This window comes from Allopontixanthobacter sediminis (genome assembly GCF_009828115.1).
In the GTDB taxonomy this organism is placed as follows: Bacteria; Pseudomonadota; Alphaproteobacteria; order Sphingomonadales; family Sphingomonadaceae; genus Allopontixanthobacter; species Allopontixanthobacter sediminis.
Genome location: NZ_WTYL01000002.1, coordinates 431568 through 451044 on the forward strand (window position 1 = coordinate 431568; position 19477 = coordinate 451044).

Genomic DNA, 19477 nt, shown 5'->3' on the forward strand with positions numbered 1-19477 from the left:
CATGACCACGCCTAAAGTCGCGATCATCATGGGCAGCCAATCCGACTGGCCAACCATGAAATGCGCTGCCGACATGCTCGATGAACTGGGCGTCGCGCATGACGTCCGCATCGTGTCCGCCCACCGCACTCCGGACCGGATGGCCGATTTCGCCAAGGGCGCAGCGGAAGCCGGGTTCGCAGTGATCATCGCGGGCGCGGGCGGCGCGGCGCATCTGCCCGGAATGGTCGCTGCGATGACGCATCTTCCAGTCCTCGGCGTGCCGGTGCAGTCCAAGGCGCTGTCCGGCATGGACAGCCTGCTGTCGATCGCCCAAATGCCCGCCGGAATTCCTGTCGGCACGCTGGCGATCGGGGAGGCTGGTGCGGCCAACGCCGGATTGCTCGCCGCAGCCATTTTGGGAATTTCCGACACAGCGCTGGCTGATCGGCTGAAATCATGGCGGGCCGCTCGCACCGATGCGGTCGCGGACCGGCCGGAAGACCGATGATCGCGCCTGGGGGCACTATCGGCATCCTCGGCGGGGGACAGCTGGGCCGGATGCTGGCGATGGCGGCGGCCCAACTGGGCTATCGCTGCCACATCTACGCGCCGGACCGGGAGAGCGTGGCGGCGGAAGTCAGCGCTGAGTTCACCTGCGCGGCGTGGAACGACGAAATCGCGATCGCCACATTCGCGCAAGATTGCGACGTCATCACCTTCGAATTCGAGAATGTGCCCGTTGGTCCGCTCGCCTCCCTCGCGGACAAGCTGGCGCCGCATTCGCGGGCGCTGGAAATCGCGCAGGACCGGCTCCACGAAAAAGGCTTTGCCGAGGAACTGGGTGGTCGGCCAGCGCCTTACATGCCGGTGCATTCAGCGGAAGACCTGGTCGCCGCGATCGACCGGATCGGCGCGCCCGGTATCCTCAAGACCCGCGCCGACGGTTACGACGGCAAGGGCCAATGGCGGATCGGGTCGGCCCGCGATGCCGACGCCATCCGCCTGCCCGACGCCGCGACGATCTATGAAGGCCTGGTCCATTTCAGCGCCGAATTCTCGGTCATCCTGGTCCGCGGGCATGACGGCGAAGTGCGGTTCTGGGACAGCGCCGAAAACGTCCATGATCACGGCATCCTGTCGAAATCCTCGCTACCACCCTCCGCGCAAATCCTCGATCAGCTGGAACAGGCGCGCACACTTGCCAGCGGGATTGCCGCCTCGCTCGGCTATGTCGGGGTGCTGACCTGCGAATTCTTCGCCACGGACGCCGGGCCGGTGTTCAACGAAATGGCCCCGCGGGTGCACAATTCCGGACATTGGACAATCGAGGGCGCGGCCACCAGCCAGTTCGAAAACCACATTCGCGCGATCTGCGGCCTCCCGCTGGGGTCGACCGCGACCATTGCGGCCGAAGTGACCATGGCCAACATCGTCGGACCGGACGCGCTGAGCGCGCACGAAATGCTGGGCGACCCTGCCGCACACCTCCACCTGTACGGTAAGCGCGAGGCGCGTGAGGGACGCAAGATGGGCCATGTCACCCGGCTTGGACCGGCGACCGAATGAACCAGCACATCGTTCTGATCTACGCCCGCGCCGCCAACGGCGCGATCGGCAAGGACGGCACCCTGCCGTGGCATTTGCCGGCCGACCTCCGGCATTTCAAATCGCTGACCATGAACAAGCCGATGATCATGGGCCGCAAGACCTTCGAAAGCCTGCCCGGAATGTTGCCGGGGCGTCCCCATATCGTGCTGACGCGGCGGGAGAAGTGGGATTCGGGCGAAGCGGAAGTCGCGCGGACAACCGAGCAAGCGCTGGAGCTGGCGGGCGATGGTGACGTGGCGGTGATCGGCGGCGCGGCGATATATGACGTGTTCCTGCCGCTCGCCCACCGGGTCGAGCTGACCGAAATCCACGGCGAATTCGATGGCGACACCTTCATGCCGCCGCTGGGACCGGAATGGACCGAAACGGCCCGCACCGACCACCCTGCGGATGCGCGCCACCCGGCCTATTCCTTTGTAACCTACGAGCGCGCCACATGAGATGGCTCGATCACCGCGAGGAATTGCCGGAATCCCTGCGCGGGGCGGTGATTGCGCTGGGCAATTTCGATGGCTTTCACCTAGGTCATCAGGCAGTGGCGGGCGAGGCGATCCGCTGGGCGCGTGAACAGGGCCGCCCTTCGATTGTCGCCACCTTCGATCCCCACCCGGTGCGGTTCTTCAAGCCGGAAACTTTGCCGTTCCGTCTGACTACCCTGGAACAGCGGCAGGAACTGTATCTGGCTGCCGGGGCGACGGCGATGCTGGTGTTCCATTTCGACGCCGGGCTGGCGGGAACCTCGGCGGAGGATTTCGTCGGCGGCCTGCTGCATGACCGGATGGGCGCAGCGGGCGTCGTTACGGGGGAGGATTTCACCTTCGGCAAGGGCCGCAGCGGCAACCGCGCCCTGCTCGAATCGCTCGGGAAAACGCACGGCATCGAAGCGCGCGCGGTGCCCCCGGTGATGGACGGCGGCGCGCCGGTATCTTCTAGCCGCATCCGCAGCGCGCTGCAGGCGGGCGACCCGCAGGAAGCCGCGCGGCTGCTGACCCGGCCATTCGCGATCCGGGGCATCGTCCAGCACGGCGACAAGCGCGGGCGCGAAATCGGCTATCCCACGGCGAACCTGCCGGTCGAAAGCTATCTGCGCCCCAGATTCGGCATCTACGCGATAACCGGCACTATCCTGAGTACCGGTCAGGAACTGAAGGGAGCGGCCAACATCGGCATCCGCCCGCAATTCACTCCGGCGAAGGAATTGCTCGAGCCGCATTTCTTCGATTTCTCCGGCGATCTGTACGGTCAGGAGATCGAAGTGGCGTTCCATCACTTCCTGCGCCCCGAAGCGAAATTCGATTCGCTGGACGGGCTGCTCGAACAGATGGAGCGGGATTGCGGGCAGGCGCGGAAACTTCTAAGCGCCGCCTCCTTATGACCGACACGCCAAGCAAGAAAGATTACCGGGACACCGTCTTCCTGCCGAAGACCGATTTCCCGATGAAAGCCGGCCTTCCGCAGAAGGAACCGGCGATTCTGGCGCGCTGGCAGGCGGCGGATCAATATGCGCAATTGCGCGAGGCGCGTGCGGGGCGCGAGAAATTCATCCTCCATGACGGCCCGCCCTATGCCAATGGCGACATGCATATCGGCCATGCTCTGAACCATGTGCTGAAGGACACGGTCGTCCGCACGCAGACGCTGCTGGGCAAGGATGCGCCCTATGTGCCGGGCTGGGATTGCCACGGCCTGCCGATCGAATGGAAGGTGGAGGAACTCTACCGCAAGAAGAAGCTCGACAAGAAGGAAGTCCCGGCGAAGGAATTCCGCGCCGAGTGCCGCGCCTATGCGCAGGGCTGGGTCGATGTGCAGCGCGAACAGCTGAAACGCCTCGGCATCGGCGGGCGGTGGGACAAGCCCTACCTGACCATGCGCCCCGAGGCCGAAGGCGCAATCGTGGCTGAGCTGATGAAATTCGCCGAGAGCGGCCAGCTTTACCGCGGTTCGAAGCCGGTGATGTGGTCCCCGGTGGAGGAAACCGCACTCGCCGAAGCCGAGGTCGAATATGAGGATCTGACCGACAGCCCGCAGATCGACGTGGCGTTCGAGATTGTCGAGTCTCCGATTGCGGAACTGGTCGGCGCCTATGCGGTGATCTGGACGACGACGCCGTGGACGATCCCGGTGAACCAGGCTTTGGCGTATGGGCCAGATGTTGAGTATCGATTGATCGAACTTTGGGCATCCAGCGACTCCAACAAGCCCATGGAGTATGTCGAGGATTCTGCATTGGAGTTCTTGGGGAATCGTCCCGGAACAGCGCTAAAGTTTTTGGTTGCAGACGGCCTCCACAATGATTTCGCACAGCGAGTGAATAATTGTGTGTTGAAGCGATATCCCGATATCGGGCTACGCATTAGTTCAACTTTCCCGTTGGACGACCGGACATTCAAAGGCTCGGACCTCGCCGGAACCCTTGTCCGCCACCCGATGCACCGTCTCGGCGGGTTCTACGCCAAGCCGCGCCCGATGCTGGCGGGTGACTTCGTCACTACCGAAAGCGGCACTGGCATTGTCCATATGTCGCCCGACCACGGCGAGGATGATTTCGAGCTGTGCAAGGCGAACGGCATCGAGCCGGTCTTCGCGGTAGAGCGCGACGGGCGCTACCGTGACGACTGGCTGTGGCTCGGCGGAGCGGACGAGCGGCGGCGCAGTGTCATCAATAAACCCTTCAACGCCCCAGACGGACCCATCTGTTCCGATCTGCGCGAAGTTGGCGCGCTGCTTTCCGCCACCGCCGATTACCGCCACAGCTACCCGCACTCCTGGCGAAGCAAGGCCAAACTAATCTACCGCTGCACGCCGCAATGGTTCATCGGGATGGATCAGGATCTGGTCCAGTTCTCGCCCAAGACTCCCGCCGAAAAGAGCTGGGAAGGCGAAGGCGGAGCCATCGATCCTGCTGACGAAAAACCATGCGCCGCGCGCTCGCTGCGCCAGATCGCCATGTCCGAGATCGAAGCCACCCGCTTCGTGCCGGAAAAGGGCCGCAACCGGCTGCGATCAATGGTCGAGGGCCGTCCAGACTGGCTGATCAGCCGCCAACGCGCCTGGGGCGTGCCGATTGCCTTGTTCGTCCACCGGACCAGCGGGCAGTTGCTGGTCGATTCCGAAGTCAACGCGCGCATCATCGCGGCGATTACCGCTGACGGTGTCGACGCATGGGAAGATGCCCGCGCCGCGGAATTCCTCGGCCAGGATCGCAATCCCGATGATTACGAGATGATCGGCGATATTCTCGATGTGTGGTTCGACAGCGGCTGCACCCACGCCTTCGTGCTCGAATCGGACGAATGGCCCGAACTGCAGTCCCCCGCCGACCTCTACCTAGAAGGCAGCGACCAGCATCGCGGCTGGTTCCAGTCCAGCCTTCTCGAAAGCTGCGGCACGCGGGGCCGCGCGCCGTACAAGGCCGTGCTGACCCACGGGTTCACGATGGACCCCAAGGGCATGAAAATGTCCAAATCGCTCGGCAATACGGTCGATCCGCTGAAGGTGATGGAGCAATACGGCGCGGATATCATCCGGCTGTGGGCGCTCAGTGTCGATTACACCGAGGATCACCGGATCGGTGACGAAATCCTCAAGGGCGTGGGCGATACCTATCGCAAGCTGCGCAACACCTTCCGCTACCTTCTCGGCGCGCTGGAAGGGTATTCCGACACCGAAGCGCTGCCGGTTGAGGAAATGCCGGAACTGGAACGCTATGTCCTCGCGCTGTTGGGCGAAGTTGACGGGACTTTGCGCAAGGCGGTCCACGATTTCGACTTCAATCTGTATGTCCGGACGCTGACCGATTTCTGCAACGAGGATCTATCGGCTTTCTATTTCGATATCCGCAAGGACAGCCTTTATTGCGATCCGGCGGACGGTGTGAAGCGCCGCGCCAACCGGACGGTAATGGACATCCTGTTTCACGCGCTCGTCCGCTATGCAGCGCCGGTGCTGGTGTTTACGTCCGAAGAAGTCTGGGGGACCCGGTTCCCCGATGATAGAAGCGTTCACCTGCTCGAATGGCCGGAAATCCCGGCGACTTCGGCGGACGATACCCGCTGGGATGCGCTGCGCGATTTGCGCGAAACCGCGATGGAAGCCATCGAACCGCTCCGCCGCGAAAAGATCATCCGCTCCGGTCTGGAAGCGGCGGTTACCGTGCCCGACGACAAAGTGCCCCAGGGCTTCTCCGACGCCGACCTGGCGGAATTGTTCATCACCGCGTCAGTAACGCGGCGCCAAGGAACGGACGTGACCGTGACCCGCACCGACAATCACAAATGCGGCCGCTGCTGGCGGCTCCTTCCCGAAGTGACGGAAGACGGCGATCTGTGCGCGCGCTGCGATGACGCCGTATCGCAGATGGATACCGCAGCATGAACCCGGTCATGCGCAACCGCCTGATCGGCCTGTTTATCGCGGTGGGCATCTTTGCTGCCGACCAATACGTCAAATGGCTCGTCGTCGGCCCGCTAGGGATCGACCGGATTGGTGACTACAAGGAGTTGCTGCCGTTCTTCGACCTGCGGTTCACCCAGAATTTCGGGGTGTCGCTGGGCATGTTCGAAGCGACGTCCATGGAAGCGCGCTGGGTGCTGGTGGCGGTCACCGCTGCGATCGCGCTAGTGGTGACCATCTGGATGCTGCGCGAGAAATTGTTTGGCGACATCATCGGCCTTGCGCTGATCCTCGGCGGCGCGCTGGGCAACATCAAGGACCGTTACGACCTGGGCTATGTCATCGACTACGCCGATCTCCATTTCGGCACATTCCGGCCCTTCCTGATTTTCAATATTGCCGACGCCTGTATCACCATCGGCGTCGTCATCCTGCTTGCCCGTTCCTTTTTCCTCCGCGATAAGGACGTCAAGAACACCAATGAAGCGGCACCAGACGCCGCGGAGAGTTGATATGGCCAAGACACGAACATTGATCCTTCTGGGCGCCGGCTGCGCGATGCTTTCGGCATGCGGCGGCGATGGCGGCATTCTCGGCCGCGATCGGCCCGATGAATTCGCAGTGCAGCGTCAGGCCCCGCTGGTAGTGCCGCCCGATTTCAACCTGGTGCCGCCCGCCCCCGGCGCGCCGCGCCCGACCGAAGGCACGGCTTCCGCGCAGGCACTCGATGCGCTGTTCGGCGGTCCCGCGCCGCGCAGCGGGGTGGAAAGTTCCGTCATCGACCGTGCGGGCACTGCCGATCCGGGTATCCGTTCGTCGGTTGGCGATGCGGGAACGAACACCGTGGCCAAGGGCCGGGTGACCCGCGATATCATCGCCGCACCCGAAGGCGACGGGCAGGTGACTCAGGCAATAATTCCGGGCTGACAGGCTTCGGCTGTCAGACGGCTTCCGGCGATACGGGCTCAGGCGGAAGCGGGGCCGTACCCGCGGGGCTGACCAGCAGCTTGTCGATCTTGCGGCGGTCCATATCGATCACTTCGAAACGCCAGCCCTGCGCGGTGAAGCTTTCTCCCTCCACCGGCAGGTTCTTGAGCACCGACAGGACATAGCCCGCCGCCGTGGCGAATTCGCGGTTGTCCCCGTAATCGAGGCCTAGCCGTTCGGCGAGATCGTCCGCCGACAGCGCGCCAGAGATCAACAGCGATCCATCTTCCCGTTCGACGATGCCCGGTTCGTCCCCTTCGTCCTGGCTGCTGGCGAATTGGCCGACCAGCGCAGTCAACAGGTCGACCGGAGTAACGATGCCTTCGAGATGGCCGTATTCGTCATGCACGACCGCCATCGCGACGTCGGATTGCTGCAAGGCTCGAAGGGCATCGAGCGCGTCGAGCTGGTCGGGAATGACCACCGCCTTCGCCATCAGGTCCGCCAGCGAAACCGGCTTGCCGGCCACCAGTTGCGCCAGCACCTCACGCACTTTCACCACCCCCACAATCCTGTCAGTTGAGCCATCAGCCACTGGAAGCAGGGAATGGGGGCTAGCCTCGATCGCCTTGCGGATCGCGTCGGGATCGTCGGATACGTCGACCCAGTCGAGTTCAGTGCGGGGGGTCATCAATTCACGCACCGGACGGTCCACTAGGCGCACGACGCCGGCCAGTATCTGGTGCTGTTCCCGTTCAATGACGCCCTGCCGCGTAGCATCGGCAAAGATCATGTGCAGCTCTTCCGCGGTAACGTTCCCTCCGCCCGCAGGCCGCACCCCGAGCAGCCGGACCAGCACGCTGGAGCTTTTATCGAGCACCCATACGACCGGCGCGGCGACGCGGGCAATGAACGCCATCGGGAGCGCCATGACCAGAGCTATCGGGACCGCGTTGCGCAGCGCCACCTGCTTGGGCACCAGTTCCCCGATCACCAGGTTGAAATAAGTCACCAGCGCGATCACCAGCGCAAAGCCGGCGTTGTCGGCATATTCCAAAGGCAATCCGAGAGCGGCGAGCCGTTCACCTACCGGCCCGCCCAGGCTGGCGCCGGAGAAAGCGCCGGCAATGATCCCGACCAGCGTGATGCCGATCTGCACCGTGGAGAGAAACTTGCCCGGATCGGCGGCCAGCACCAAAGCCGTTCGCGCGGCCTTGCTATCCAAGCTGCGCAGCTTGGCCGTGCGCGCCGAAACAATCGCCAGTTCGGACATGGCGAAGATGCCGTTGAGGATGATTAATCCTGCGATGATGAGCAGATCAGGCCAGGGAAAAGGTGTCACGCGCAATCCGCTAGCACAATTAAAGCGTTTCGCCACCATTCAGACACGGTGCTCCAAGCGACCCCACGTTGTGCCGCGAGCGCGCTCATAAATCTGGTGCGGGAACAGCCAACTGTCTAAATGGTTGTGTGTGTGCAACGCAGATGGGTGCGGTGCGCGATTAAAGGTGCCGGTGGCACGATAAAAGGAGGGGACGGCCCCATGAAGAATTCACGGATTTTTGTTTCGAGTCTTGCAGCATTATCGCTGGTTACGGTCTCGGGCTGCGTTACGGATCCCAACACGGGTGAACAGAAAGTTTCGCGCACGGCAATCGGCGGAGTCGGCGGTGCCGTACTTGGCGGCCTTCTTGGCGGCGTTATCGGCGGCAAGACCGGACGCATCATCGGTGCCGGCGTTGGCGGCGTGGCCGGCGGCGTGGTCGGCTACAAGATGGACCAGCAGATCAAGGAACTGAAGGAAAGCACCGCAGGTTCGGGCGTTGATGTCACTGAAACCGACGGCGGCAACGCGATCCTGGTGAACCTGCCCGACGGCGTCACATTCGCAACCGGCAGCTACACCATCAACCAGAATTTCCGCAACACGCTCGATAACGTCGCGAACAGCCTCATCCAGTATCCGGACAGCCTGATCGACGTTTACGGCTACACCGATTCGACCGGTTCCGACGCTTTCAACCAGCGTCTGTCGGAACAGCGTGCGCAGGCAGTGGCAAACTACCTGTCCTCGCGCGGGGTATCGGCTGCGCGCATCCGCTCGCAGGGTTTTGGCGAAGATCCAAACTACTTCGTCGGTGACAACAACACCGATTCGGGCCGGGCACTGAATCGCCGGGTCGAAATCAAGATCATTCCGGTCACGCAGGAAGACGTTGCGGCAGCACGAGCAGCCCAGTAATCGCAGTTGACGAATTCGGGGCCCCGCGCTCCGGATAGCGAGTGAAAAGGGTCGGCCGCAGGGTCGGCCCTTTTTTATGCCATCCCGCTATGCGCGGCTTATTCCCGGACCAACACCACTGCCCGATCCGCCAACCGCTCGACTGCGGCGGCGTGGATCCCCGGCGCGCTGACCAGCAAGCCGAACGCCCGCGGGTCCCGCTTGTTGAAATTAAGCGGGGCACCGAATGCGTCGGAGACCATGGCACCCGCTTCCCGCGCGATCAGTGTGGCCGCTGCGATATCCCATTCGAAGCCCCACCGCAGCGTAGCGAGCAAGTCGGCCTCGTCTGCGCCGACCATCGCGATTCGCAGCGCGATCGAGTTGGGCTTGTCGACCAGCGTCAGATCGCTGTCCGGCTTGGGCAGCGAATCGGCGGGCACGCGCGACCCGGCGAATTCCATACGGGTCGAGGCGACCAGCCGCTGCCCGTTGCGCCACGCGCCCTGCCCGGCGATTCCAAGCCATTCTTCGGACCGCGCCGGGGCCGCAAGCATCCCAATCAGCGGCCGACCTTCGCTGATCAGCCCAACCGAAACGCACCAGCCGGGGCGGCCGCGAATGAAATCACGGGTGCCGTCGATCGGGTCGACCAGCCATGCCAGTCCCCGGCCCAACCGGACCGAATCGTCGACCGTTTCTTCCGACAGCCACCCCGCCGAAGGAAGCAGGCGGCCCAGTTCCCGGCGTAGGAAGCCGTCAACCTCGATATCGGCGTCGCTGACCGGACTGCCCGGTTCCTTGTCCCACGACCGGAGGATATGGCCCGCACCGGGCCAGCGACCTACCGCGATGCGCCCTGCCTCTTGGACAATTTCCTGAAATCTGTTTTGATCGAGCATGCATTATCACTGTTGGAAGCGGACGCAGCACTTTTCAAGCGCGGCGATCCATGCTTAGGCGGCGCCGAACCTAATTTCCCTTACAAGAAGCAACGGACGCCCCATGAACATCCATGAATACCAGGCCAAGGAACTGCTCGCGAAATACGGCATCGGCATCCCCTCCGGCTATGCCGCGCTGACTGTCGAAGAAGCGGTTGCCGGCGCAAAGAAGCTCCCCGGGCCGCTATATGTGGTGAAGGCGCAAATTCACGCGGGCGGCCGCGGCAAGGGCAAGTTCAAGGAACTGGGCACGGATGCAAAGGGCGGCGTCCGGCTGGCGAAAAGTATCGACGATGTGGCGGCGGATGCCAAGGATATGCTCGGCAACACGCTGGTCACGATCCAGACCGGCGATGAAGGCAAGCAGGTCAACCGGCTGTATGTCACCGACGGGGTCGACATTGCCGAAGAATATTACCTTGCCATGCTGGTCGACCGGGCCAGCGGCCAGGTGGCGATGGTCGTGTCGACCGAAGGCGGTATGGATATCGAAGATGTGGCGCACAACACGCCAGATAAAATTACGACGATCACCATCGATCCCGCACAAGGCTTCATGCCGCACCACGGCCGAGCCGTGGCGTTCGCGCTGAACCTGTCGGGCGATCTCAACAAGCAGTGCCAGAAATTGGCTGGCCAGCTCTACACCGCGTTTATCGATCTCGATTGCGAGATGCTGGAAATCAACCCGCTGGTAGAAACGAAAGATGCCAACCTGCTGGTGCTCGACACCAAGATGAGCTTCGACGGCAACGCGCTGTACCGTCACAAGGACGTGGAAGCGATGCGCGACGAAACCGAAGAAGACCCGGCCGAAGTCGAAGCGAGCAAATACGACCTCGCCTACATCAAGCTGGACGGCAACATCGGCTGCATGGTCAACGGCGCGGGCCTCGCGATGGCAACGATGGACATCATCAAGCTGAACGGCGCGTTCCCGGCCAACTTCCTCGACGTGGGCGGCGGCGCGACCAAGGAAAAGGTCACCGCAGCCTTCAAGATCATCCTGCAGGACCCCGCCGTGGAAGGCATCCTGGTCAATATCTTCGGCGGCATCATGAAATGCGACATTATTGCCGACGGGATCGTGGCCGCGGCGAAGGAAGTGAACCTTTCGGTGCCGCTGGTCGTCCGCCTCGAAGGCACGAACGTCGAGAAGGGTAAGGAAATCCTCAACAATTCCGGCCTTCCGATCGTCAGCGCCGACGATCTCGGCGATGCTGCGAAGAAAATCGTCGCCGAGGTGAAGCAGGCGGCCTGAGATTTCCGATGTGCGACTTGGCAACCGTATGGAAACAGCGGCGCGACTGGCGCATTGATAGAACAGGACGGGTCGCCCTTACTTGACGTTTACGTAAGCGCAAGCTAGGGCGCCGTCACACATTGTGAGAGGAAAGTAACTCATGAAAATCCTCGTGCCCGTCAAACGGGTCATCGATTACAACGTTAAACCGCGGGTCAAGGCGGACGGTTCGGGTGTCGACCTCGCCAACGTCAAGATGAGCATGAACCCGTTTGACGAAATCGCGGTCGAAGAAGCCATCCGGATCAAGGAAGCCGGCAAGGCGGACGAAATCATCGCCGTGTCAGTTGGTCCGGCAAAAGCGCAGGAAACGCTGCGCACTGCCCTGGCAATGGGCGCCGACCGCGCGATCCTTGTGGAAACCGACGATACTGTCGAGCCGCTAGCCGTCGCCAAGATCCTGAAAGCGATTGCGGACGAGGAACAGCCCGGCCTGATCATGCTCGGCAAGCAGGCGATCGACGACGACTCCAACCAGACCGGCCAGATGCTGGCGGCGCTGATGGGCCGTCCGCAAGGCACCTTCGCCAACACCGTCGAGATCGACGGGGGCAGCGTGATCGTGAAGCGCGAAATCGATGGCGGACTGGAAACGGTCAAATTGACGATGCCCGCCATCGTTACCACCGACCTGCGCCTGAACGAACCTCGCTACGCCTCGCTGCCGAACATCATGAAGGCGAAAAAGAAGCAACTGGATGTGAAAAGCCCGGCCGATTTCGGGGTCGATACCGCGCCCCGCCTGACCACCACCAATGTCTCCGAACCGCCGGTTCGCCAAGCGGGTGAAAAAGTGGCCGACGTCGATGCGATGGTGGCCAAGCTGAAGGCGCTCGGGATCGCGTAAGCGGCCGAGCTGAAAGGAAGAGACTATGAAAACTCTGGTTTGGGTCGAACACGACAACAAGACCGTCAAGGACGCGACGCTGGCTGCGGTCACCGCCGCGGGCAAGCTGGGCGAGGTGCACCTGCTCGTCGCCGGATCCGGCTGCGCCGCCGTTGCCGACGAAGCCGCCAAGATTGCCGGTGTCGGCAAGGTCCATCTCGCCGACGATGCGGCGTTCGAACACGCGCTGGCGGAAAATGTCGCCCCGCTGGTGGTGGACCTGATGGGGCACCATGACGCCTTCATCTGCCCGGCCACCACCACCGGCAAGAACATTGCCCCGCGCGTGGCCGCGTTGCTCGATGTGATGCAGATTTCGGACATCCTGTCCGTGGAAGATGGCGACAAGACCTTCACCCGGCCGATCTACGCCGGGAACGCCATTGCAACCGTGACCAGCAGCGATCCAAAACTGGTGATCACCGTTCGCGGGACCGCGTTCGACAAGGCCGAGACATCCGGCGGATCGGGGACCGTCGAAGCAGTTGCCAGCACCGGTGACGCAGGTCTTTCCACCTTCGTCAGTTCGGAAATCGCCAAAAGCGAGCGTCCCGAACTTACCAGCGCGAAGATCATCGTGTCGGGCGGCCGCGCGCTCAAGGATGCCGAAACCTTTCAGGAAGTGATCATTCCGCTGGCGGACAAGCTCAACGCCGGTGTGGGCGCCAGCCGCGCTGCGGTGGACGCGGGCTATGTGCCGAACGATTACCAGGTCGGCCAGACGGGCAAGATCGTCGCCCCCGAAGCCTATTTCGCGATCGGGATTTCCGGCGCGATCCAGCATCTGGCGGGGATGAAGGATTCCAAGGTGATCATCGCGATCAACAAGGATGAAGACGCCCCGATCTTTCAGGTCGCGGACATTGGCCTCGTCGGCGACCTGTTCAAGATCGTTCCAGAACTTACTGAAAAGCTTTAACACTTGCCTTTCAGCCACGCTTGATCGATCAAACGTGGCTGAAAGGGATACGGTATGAGAACCCTGTTGTTCGTCGCTGCGGCGGCAGTCGCGCCTCCAGCCTTGGCCCAGCCTGCCGCCGGCCAGACAACCACTCCTGCCGCTAACCCTTTGGAATACCTGTCGCCGGTTTCGCCGTGGCATCTGAACTATGCCGAAGACAGTTGCCGGCTCATGCGCAGTTTCGGTACCGGCGACGATACCGGAATGGTCTATTTTGAGCGATTCGGCCCGGGCGAAGGGTTCAATCTCGTCGTGGCCGGAAAGAGGCTTCGCTCGATAAATGCCGAATCGAAACTGCAGATCAGGTTTGGCGACGGCGAGGAACACCAGGAGCCGGAATTTTTCATCGGCGAGTTCGGGGATTACGGTCCTGCGGTAATCTTCCGGCCGATGCAGATAAATCGGTCCCCCGCTCACGGACTGCGCGGCAAGGCTCTCGATGAATATTGGGAACGGGTCGCAGACGCTCCGATTGAACCGGTCGGTGCCGAGCGCGAGCGCGCAGTGACGTGGTTATCGATCAGCCGCGGGAAACGCAGTTATGTGACTTTCGATCTCGGGCCGATGAACAAACCTTTTGCCGCCTTGCGCAACTGTACCAACGATCAACTTAGATATTGGGGCATTGATGTGGAGCGGCATGATACGCTGAGCCGCAAACTGAAGCCGGTGCAATCCCCCGGCACATGGCTGAAATCGGAGGATTACCCGCGCCTCATGGCCCGTATCGGGCAGCAGGGGATTATCCATTTCCGCATCGTGGTGGACGAAACCGGGAAGCCTTCATCCTGCCACATCCAGCAGTCGACCCGCCCGAAAGAATTTGACGATGTCGTATGCAAACGCCTGATGGAACGCGCAACGTTCGAACCGGCCTTGGATGCTCAGGGTGCGCCGCTCAAGTCCTTCTACCGCAATACGGTGATCTTCAAGCTGCCATCCTGAAATCTCGGAAATGCCAAGCTGATGCAGCGGCGGGGTTAACCTGAGCGTTCGTAGAGCACGAGCGGCCTGGTGCCATCTTCCGGTTCGTGCCGGTCATAGGGTACGAAGCCCAGCGACAGCGCGAGGTTGTGTGAAGGAGTATGCTTTTCCTCGATCATGCAGGCGATCCGCTGAGCGCCGTGTTCCGCATCGAACCATTCGAGCGCCGCCTCCATCGCCTCGCGCGCGTAGCCGCGGCCCCACTGCCCGGCGTCGATGATCCATCCGGCTTCGGGCACATCATCCAGCCCCCGTCCAAACCCACGATACGATCGGAATATGCCGCAAGAGCCGCCAATTTCCTGCTGTTCCTTCAATCGGACGACAAACACGCCGTAACCGTACAGCGACCAGCTGCCCGCGTTGCGCAGCAGCCGTGAAAAGCTGTCTTCCATGCTCGGTTCGGTTGGACCAAGGTGGCGGCGGGTGTCTGGGTTCGCGGTCAGTTTGAACAGACCGTCCAGGTCACCGGCTTGCGGCCGGTACAGATCGAGCCGTTCCGTTCGGATGATGGGGCCGATCACGGGTACAGGCCACTAACGAAGTGTATGGTGACGCCAACGAGCCCGCCGACCAGCGTGCCGTTGATCCGGATGAACTGCAGGTCGCGGCCCACCGCACTTTCGATCCGGTCCGTGACCGTGCGCGCGTCCCAGCGCTTTACGGTCTCGGACACCAAGCGGACGATCTGACCGCCGTAGCGCGATGCCACACCGACTGCGGTGCGGCGGGCGAAGCGGTTGACCTGCCATTGCAGCTGCGGGTCGTCGCGCAGCGCGGTGCCAAGCTCTGCCAGGCTGCTGCCCAGCTGGCCGGGCCCAAGAATGCCGCCGAAACCCTTGTCGGGATTGCGGGCCATGGCGATAAGGCCCGAACGGATCCGTTCCCAGACCCCTTCCCACCACCGCGCGATTGCCGGATTATCCAGCAGTTCACGTTTCATCTTCTCGACCTTCTCGCGGGTTGGTGCATCGTGGATCAGGTCATGGGCAAGCTTCTCCAGCCCTTCCTCGATCTTGGCGCGCAGCGGATGGTTGGGATCGACCAAGACTTCAGCAAGCAGGCGGTAAAGGCCGTCGAGTACAGAATTTGCCAGCTTCTCGTCCAGCCCGACCCAGCGGATCAGCGCGTTGGCGCGCTCGTGGATGACCGCACGGACCATTTCCTCGTTGTCTTCCAGCGTCAGGCCTGCCCAGCGCACGAAACTGTCGATCAGCGGCAGATGCCGCCGGTCGGCAATCGCGGCGGTCAGCATCTGTCCGAGCAGGGGCGAAATTTCGAGCTTGGCAAGCTGCAGTTTGAGCCCCGCCTTGACCTGGCCGCCAAGGCGTTCGGGGTCGAGCGATTCGAGAATTCCGGCGAGCAGTTCCGCCGCCCCGGCACCTATGCGGGAACCCGTCCCCGATTTCGGTTCGACCAAAAAGCCACCGACTGCCTGCGCCATATTCATCGCCTGCATCCGCCGGGCAACCACCGCCGGGGTGAGAAAATTGTCCCGCAGGAACTGCGCCATGGTGTCAGCGATCCGGTCCTTGTTTTCCGGAATGATCGCGGTGTGGGGTATCTTCAGGCCCAGCGGATGGCGGAACAGGGCGGTAACTGCAAACCAGTCGGCCAGCCCGCCAACCATCGCCGCTTCGGCAAAGGCCAGCACATATCCCCATCCCGGGTGGACCGATTCGTAATAACGGGCCACCAGAAACAGGGCCGCCATGACCACCAGCATCCCGGTTGCGGTCCGGCGCATGGTGCGGGCACGGTCAGCGGTAATGGGATTGCCGCCGCTCAAATCGGCGGGCTCCGCCTTGATCGGGTCGGGATTGACGCTCACTCGGCGGGGGCGGCCCCATAACCGGATGATGGCGCTTCCTGGTCAGGTTGCGGTCCGCGGCCGGTTCGGTTCTCGTCGCCGGGCCGGTAGGTCAGGAACCGGTGCCGCAGCCACGGCCCGGCGCGTTTCTCGAATCCGTCCGCCAAGCTGAAGCCGGCAGGTACGATCAGCAGTGTCAGCAACGTCGACATCAGCAGGCCACCGATCACCACCGTACCCATCGGGGCCCGCCACGCCCCGTCACCGCCGAGCGAAATCGCGGTCGGAACCATGCCGGCGGTCATCGCGACGGTAGTCATCACGATCGGCTGGGCGCGCTTGTGCCCGGCTTCCATGATCGCCTTTAGCTTGGACGTGCCCGTAGCCATTTCCTCGATCGCGAAGTCGATCAGCAGGATGGAGTTTTTCGATACGATGCCCAGCAACATGAGCACACCGATCATCACCGGCATCGAGACCGGTTGACCGACCGCCCAGACCATGAAGATACCGCCCAGCGGGGCGAGCGCGAGCGACCCCATGTTGACGAGCGGCGACATCAGCCGCTTGTACAGGAGGACCAGTACGGCAAACACCAGCAGCACACCGGAGATGACCGCGATCACGAAATTGACGGCCAGCTCCTGCTGCCATTCGTCTTCGCCAACCACGTCACGGGCAACGCCTTGCGGCAGGTTTTCGAAGATCGGCAGCTTGTCGATCTCAGCCATTGCCTCGCCCTTGAGGACGCCTGGCGCAAGGTCGGCACCCACGAACACTCGGCGGCTCTGGTTATAACGTTCGATCGTGGTCGGACCGGAGCCGAACGTGATATTGGCCACGCGTTCCAGTGGTACCGAACCGCCGCTGGCGGTCTGCACCGGCAGGTTGGCAATGGTGTCAAGGCTGCGGCGCGATGCCTGGGGCAGCTTTACCCGGATCGGAATCTGCCTGTCGGACAGCGAGAATTTCGCTGCATTCTGGTCGATTTCGCCCATGGTTGCGATCCGGATCGCCTGGCTCAGCGCCGCCGTTGTGACGCCCAACTGGGCCGCCAGATCACCGCGCGGGGTAATGATCAATTCAGGCCGCCGGATATCGCCATCGACCCGCGGGGCAACCACCATGCCGAGAGCGCTCATCTGTTCCACCAAGGTCGTCGCCGCATCGTTCAGCAATTCCGGATTGGATCCCGCAAGCATGATCGAGATATCGCGGCCCGTGCCGCCCCCACCAGATTGCGACTGGAAGCGGACCCGGGCGTCGGGAATTTCAGCCAGTTCCGGAGCCAGATCGCGCTCGAATTCGATCGAGGTCTTTTCCCGCTCCGGCTTCAGCGTGATGAAGATGGTGGCGTTGCCTTCGCGAACGCGTTCCAGCGCCCGTTCGACTTCGGGCTGCTGGTAAAGGATCGCGGCAATCCTGTCGGCTACCCGTTCGGTCTGGGCCAGGGTTGTACCCGGCACCATCTCGATTTCCACCCGGCTGTTGTCATCGTTGATGGTCGGCTGGAATTGTTGCGGCGTGATCGCGAACAGCACGACTGTCAGCACGAACGCGAACAGGCCGAGGCCCATCATCCAGATTCGGTGATCGCGTAGACGCGCGGCGACCCGCCGCCCCAGGAATCGGTTCCAGCCGAAGAAACCGGCCTCGTCTCGTCCCGTTACGAAGGATCCGATCAGGCCCGCCAGAAAACTGACGAGGAATCCGCCGAGATACCCGCCGATCAGTCCGAGCAAGCCCATGCCGATGGCCCCGGCAAGTGAACCGTCTTCCGCCTGGATCGAACTGGTGAACATCATTATCGCCAGCACCGCAGCGGCAAGCAGCGCAAAGCCGTAATAGGCCGGTCGGGCGTGAACCGTTTCGAGGGCATCGCGCTTCTTTCGGGCTGCGCGATTGTCGAGCGACCACGCCAGCACGCCCATGTATCGGTCCATCATCCGGCCTTCGCCATGCGAGGCGTGGCCCTTGGAATGTAGGAAGTAGGCGGCAAGCATCGGGGTGATCATTCGCGCCACCGCCAAGCTCATCAACACCGCGATAACCACCGTGATACCGAAGTTCTTGAAGAACTGTCCCGAGATGCCGGGCATCAGGCCGACGGGAAGGAACACGGCTACGATGCAGAATGAGGTCGCAACCACCGCCAAACCGATTTCGTCCGCCGCGTCGATCGACGCCTGATAGGCGCTTTTACCCATGCGCATGTGGCGCACGATATTCTCGATCTCCACGATTGCATCGTCCACCAGCACCCCGGCAACGAGGCCCAGCGCCAGCAGCGACAGGAAATTCAGGTTGAACCCGAGCAAATCCATGAACCAGAAGGTCGGGATGGCGGACAGCGGGATGGCGATGGCGGAAATGACCGTCGCGCGCCAGTCACGCAGGAAGAAGAACACTACCACGACAGCCAGCAGTGCTCCTTCGATCATCGCCGCAATCGAGCTTTCATACTGGCTTTCGGTGTATTTGACCGTGTTAAACAGCGGAATGAAGGTCACGCCGGGATTCTCCGCCTCGATTTCGGCGATAACCTCCTTGGCGTTTTCGAACACGGTCACATCGGACGCGCCCTTGGCGCGGGACATGGCGAAGTTCACAACTTCCTTGTCCCTGACCTTGCTGATCGAATTGCGTTCGCCGAACCCGTCACGGACGGTTGCGACATCGGACAGCTTGACCGTCGCGCCGTTGCCCAGCCGAATTTGCCGTTCGCCCAGCTCAAATGCGCTATCGTCGTTACCGAGGACGCGAACCGATTGCCGGGTTCCGCCGACTTCGGCCATTCCGCCCGCCGCATTGACATTGTCCTGCCGCAGCACGCCGTTGATCTGGCCCGCAGTCACGCCCAGCGCCTGCATCCGGCCCGGATCGAGAATTACCTCGATTTCGCGGTCTACGCCGCCAAACCGGTCAACTTCCGCCATCCCCTCGACGCCAAGCAGCCGTTTGGCGATGGTATCGTCGATGAACCAGCTGAGCTGTTCGATCGTCATGTCGCTGGCTTCGACCGCGTAGATTGCCAGGAAGCCGCCGCCAGCGACATCCACCTTGCTAATCCGCGGTTCGAGAATCCCGTCCGGCAGGCTGCCGCGCACGGTATCCACAGCGTTTTTCACTTCCGCGACCGCATCGTTGGAGTCGGTGCCGATGTCGAATTCGACGAAGGTGTTGGAATTGCCCTCGCTCGCGGTTGAACTGATATTCTTGACCCCGCTGACCGAGCGGATCCCGGATTCGACCAGCTGGGTTACCTGATTCTCGATTTCCTTGGGCGCAGCGCCGGGCTGCGAAATCGAAACATTGACCGCGGGGAAATCCACGTCCGGATTGTTCACCACGTCCATGCGCGCGAAACTGAGAATGCCCGCGAGAAGCAGGGCGGTGAAAACCACCAGCGGCAGCACCGGGTTGCGGATCGACCACGCGGAGATATTGCGGAAATCCATT

General features: G+C 62.3%; 17 protein-coding genes. 12 read left to right on the forward strand and 5 right to left on the reverse strand.

What is annotated here, in order from left to right; all coding sequences use genetic code 11:
- Position 1 precedes the first annotated feature (1 nt).
- The 7 genes from purE to GRI65_RS07835 are packed head-to-tail and all read left to right on the forward strand — an operon-like array spanning position 2 to position 6909.
- Positions 2-490 carry a 5-(carboxyamino)imidazole ribonucleotide mutase gene (purE, locus tag GRI65_RS07805; protein ID WP_160755966.1) on the forward strand — a complete coding sequence of 163 codons (489 nt, stop codon included), beginning with the start codon at positions 2-4 and terminating at the stop codon, positions 488-490.
- A complete protein-coding gene (locus GRI65_RS07810; RefSeq protein WP_160755967.1) occupies positions 487-1548 on the forward strand; it encodes a 5-(carboxyamino)imidazole ribonucleotide synthase in 1062 nt (353 codons plus the stop codon). The genes purE and GRI65_RS07810 overlap by 4 nt, the downstream gene beginning before the upstream one ends.
- Positions 1545-2030, forward strand: coding sequence for a dihydrofolate reductase (locus GRI65_RS07815; RefSeq protein ID WP_160755968.1), 486 nt, complete (start codon positions 1545-1547; stop codon positions 2028-2030). Before GRI65_RS07810 ends, GRI65_RS07815 begins: the two co-directional genes overlap by 4 nt.
- Positions 2027-2965 carry a bifunctional riboflavin kinase/FAD synthetase gene (locus GRI65_RS07820; protein WP_160755969.1) on the forward strand — a complete coding sequence of 313 codons (939 nt, stop codon included), beginning with the start codon at positions 2027-2029 and terminating at the stop codon, positions 2963-2965. The genes GRI65_RS07815 and GRI65_RS07820 overlap by 4 nt, the downstream gene beginning before the upstream one ends.
- Complete coding sequence (gene ileS / locus GRI65_RS07825; RefSeq protein WP_160755970.1) at positions 2962-5964, forward strand: isoleucine--tRNA ligase; 3003 nt, start codon at positions 2962-2964, stop codon at positions 5962-5964. The genes GRI65_RS07820 and ileS overlap by 4 nt, the downstream gene beginning before the upstream one ends.
- A complete protein-coding gene (gene lspA, locus GRI65_RS07830) occupies positions 5961-6494 on the forward strand; it encodes a signal peptidase II (protein WP_202391223.1) in 534 nt (177 codons plus the stop codon). Before ileS ends, lspA begins: the two co-directional genes overlap by 4 nt.
- 1 nt (position 6495) lies before the next feature.
- Positions 6496-6909: a DUF3035 domain-containing protein gene (locus GRI65_RS07835; RefSeq protein WP_160755971.1), complete on the forward strand. Its 414-nt coding sequence runs from the start codon at positions 6496-6498 to the stop codon at positions 6907-6909.
- A 13-nt stretch (positions 6910-6922) separates the two neighbouring features.
- Here the strand turns inward: GRI65_RS07835 and GRI65_RS07840 are convergent, their stop codons facing one another.
- Positions 6923-8251 (reverse strand): hemolysin family protein, encoded by a 1329-nt coding sequence (locus GRI65_RS07840; RefSeq protein ID WP_160755972.1) that lies wholly within the window; start codon positions 8249-8251, stop codon positions 6923-6925.
- A gap of 201 nt (positions 8252-8452) precedes the next feature.
- Here GRI65_RS07840 and GRI65_RS07845 point away from each other — a divergent pair, with 201 nt between their 5' ends.
- Positions 8453-9151, forward strand: a complete 699-nt coding sequence (locus GRI65_RS07845) for an OmpA family protein (RefSeq protein ID WP_160755973.1) — start codon at positions 8453-8455, stop codon at positions 9149-9151.
- A gap of 98 nt (positions 9152-9249) precedes the next feature.
- Here the strand turns inward: GRI65_RS07845 and GRI65_RS07850 are convergent, their stop codons facing one another.
- Complete coding sequence (locus GRI65_RS07850) at positions 9250-10032, reverse strand: 3'(2'),5'-bisphosphate nucleotidase CysQ (protein ID WP_160755974.1); 783 nt, start codon at positions 10030-10032, stop codon at positions 9250-9252.
- Positions 10033-10135: 103 nt separating this feature from the next.
- On the opposite strand from GRI65_RS07850, the gene sucC reads away from it, so the two are divergent.
- The 4 genes from sucC (at position 10136) to GRI65_RS07870 (ending at position 14169) form a co-directional block, all read left to right on the forward strand.
- Positions 10136-11335, forward strand: a complete 1200-nt coding sequence (gene sucC / locus GRI65_RS07855; RefSeq protein WP_160755975.1) for an ADP-forming succinate--CoA ligase subunit beta — start codon at positions 10136-10138, stop codon at positions 11333-11335.
- A 142-nt stretch (positions 11336-11477) separates the two neighbouring features.
- Positions 11478-12224 carry an electron transfer flavoprotein subunit beta/FixA family protein gene (locus tag GRI65_RS07860; protein ID WP_160755976.1) on the forward strand — a complete coding sequence of 249 codons (747 nt, stop codon included), beginning with the start codon at positions 11478-11480 and terminating at the stop codon, positions 12222-12224.
- Between the two features lie 25 nt (positions 12225-12249).
- Positions 12250-13182: an electron transfer flavoprotein subunit alpha/FixB family protein gene (locus GRI65_RS07865; protein WP_160755977.1), complete on the forward strand. Its 933-nt coding sequence runs from the start codon at positions 12250-12252 to the stop codon at positions 13180-13182.
- Positions 13183-13236: 54 nt separating this feature from the next.
- The gene (locus tag GRI65_RS07870) at positions 13237-14169 is read left to right on the forward strand and encodes a TonB family protein (protein WP_160755978.1); all 933 of its coding nucleotides are present in this window, start codon (positions 13237-13239) and stop codon (positions 14167-14169) included.
- A 35-nt stretch (positions 14170-14204) separates the two neighbouring features.
- Here the strand turns inward: GRI65_RS07870 and GRI65_RS07875 are convergent, their stop codons facing one another.
- The 3 genes from GRI65_RS07875 to GRI65_RS07885 all read right to left on the reverse strand — a co-directional run bounded on the left by GRI65_RS07875 (position 14205) and on the right by GRI65_RS07885 (position 19476).
- Positions 14205-14732 carry a GNAT family N-acetyltransferase gene (locus tag GRI65_RS07875; RefSeq protein WP_160755979.1) on the reverse strand — a complete coding sequence of 176 codons (528 nt, stop codon included), beginning with the start codon at positions 14730-14732 and terminating at the stop codon, positions 14205-14207.
- Entirely contained in the window at positions 14729-15955 is a 1227-nt protein-coding gene (locus GRI65_RS07880; protein WP_160756539.1) for a DUF445 domain-containing protein, read from the reverse strand. The genes GRI65_RS07875 and GRI65_RS07880 overlap by 4 nt, the downstream gene beginning before the upstream one ends.
- 80 nt (positions 15956-16035) lie before the next feature.
- The gene (locus tag GRI65_RS07885) at positions 16036-19476 is read right to left on the reverse strand and encodes an efflux RND transporter permease subunit (protein ID WP_160755980.1); all 3441 of its coding nucleotides are present in this window, start codon (positions 19474-19476) and stop codon (positions 16036-16038) included.
- Between the last annotated feature and the right edge of the window lies 1 nt (position 19477).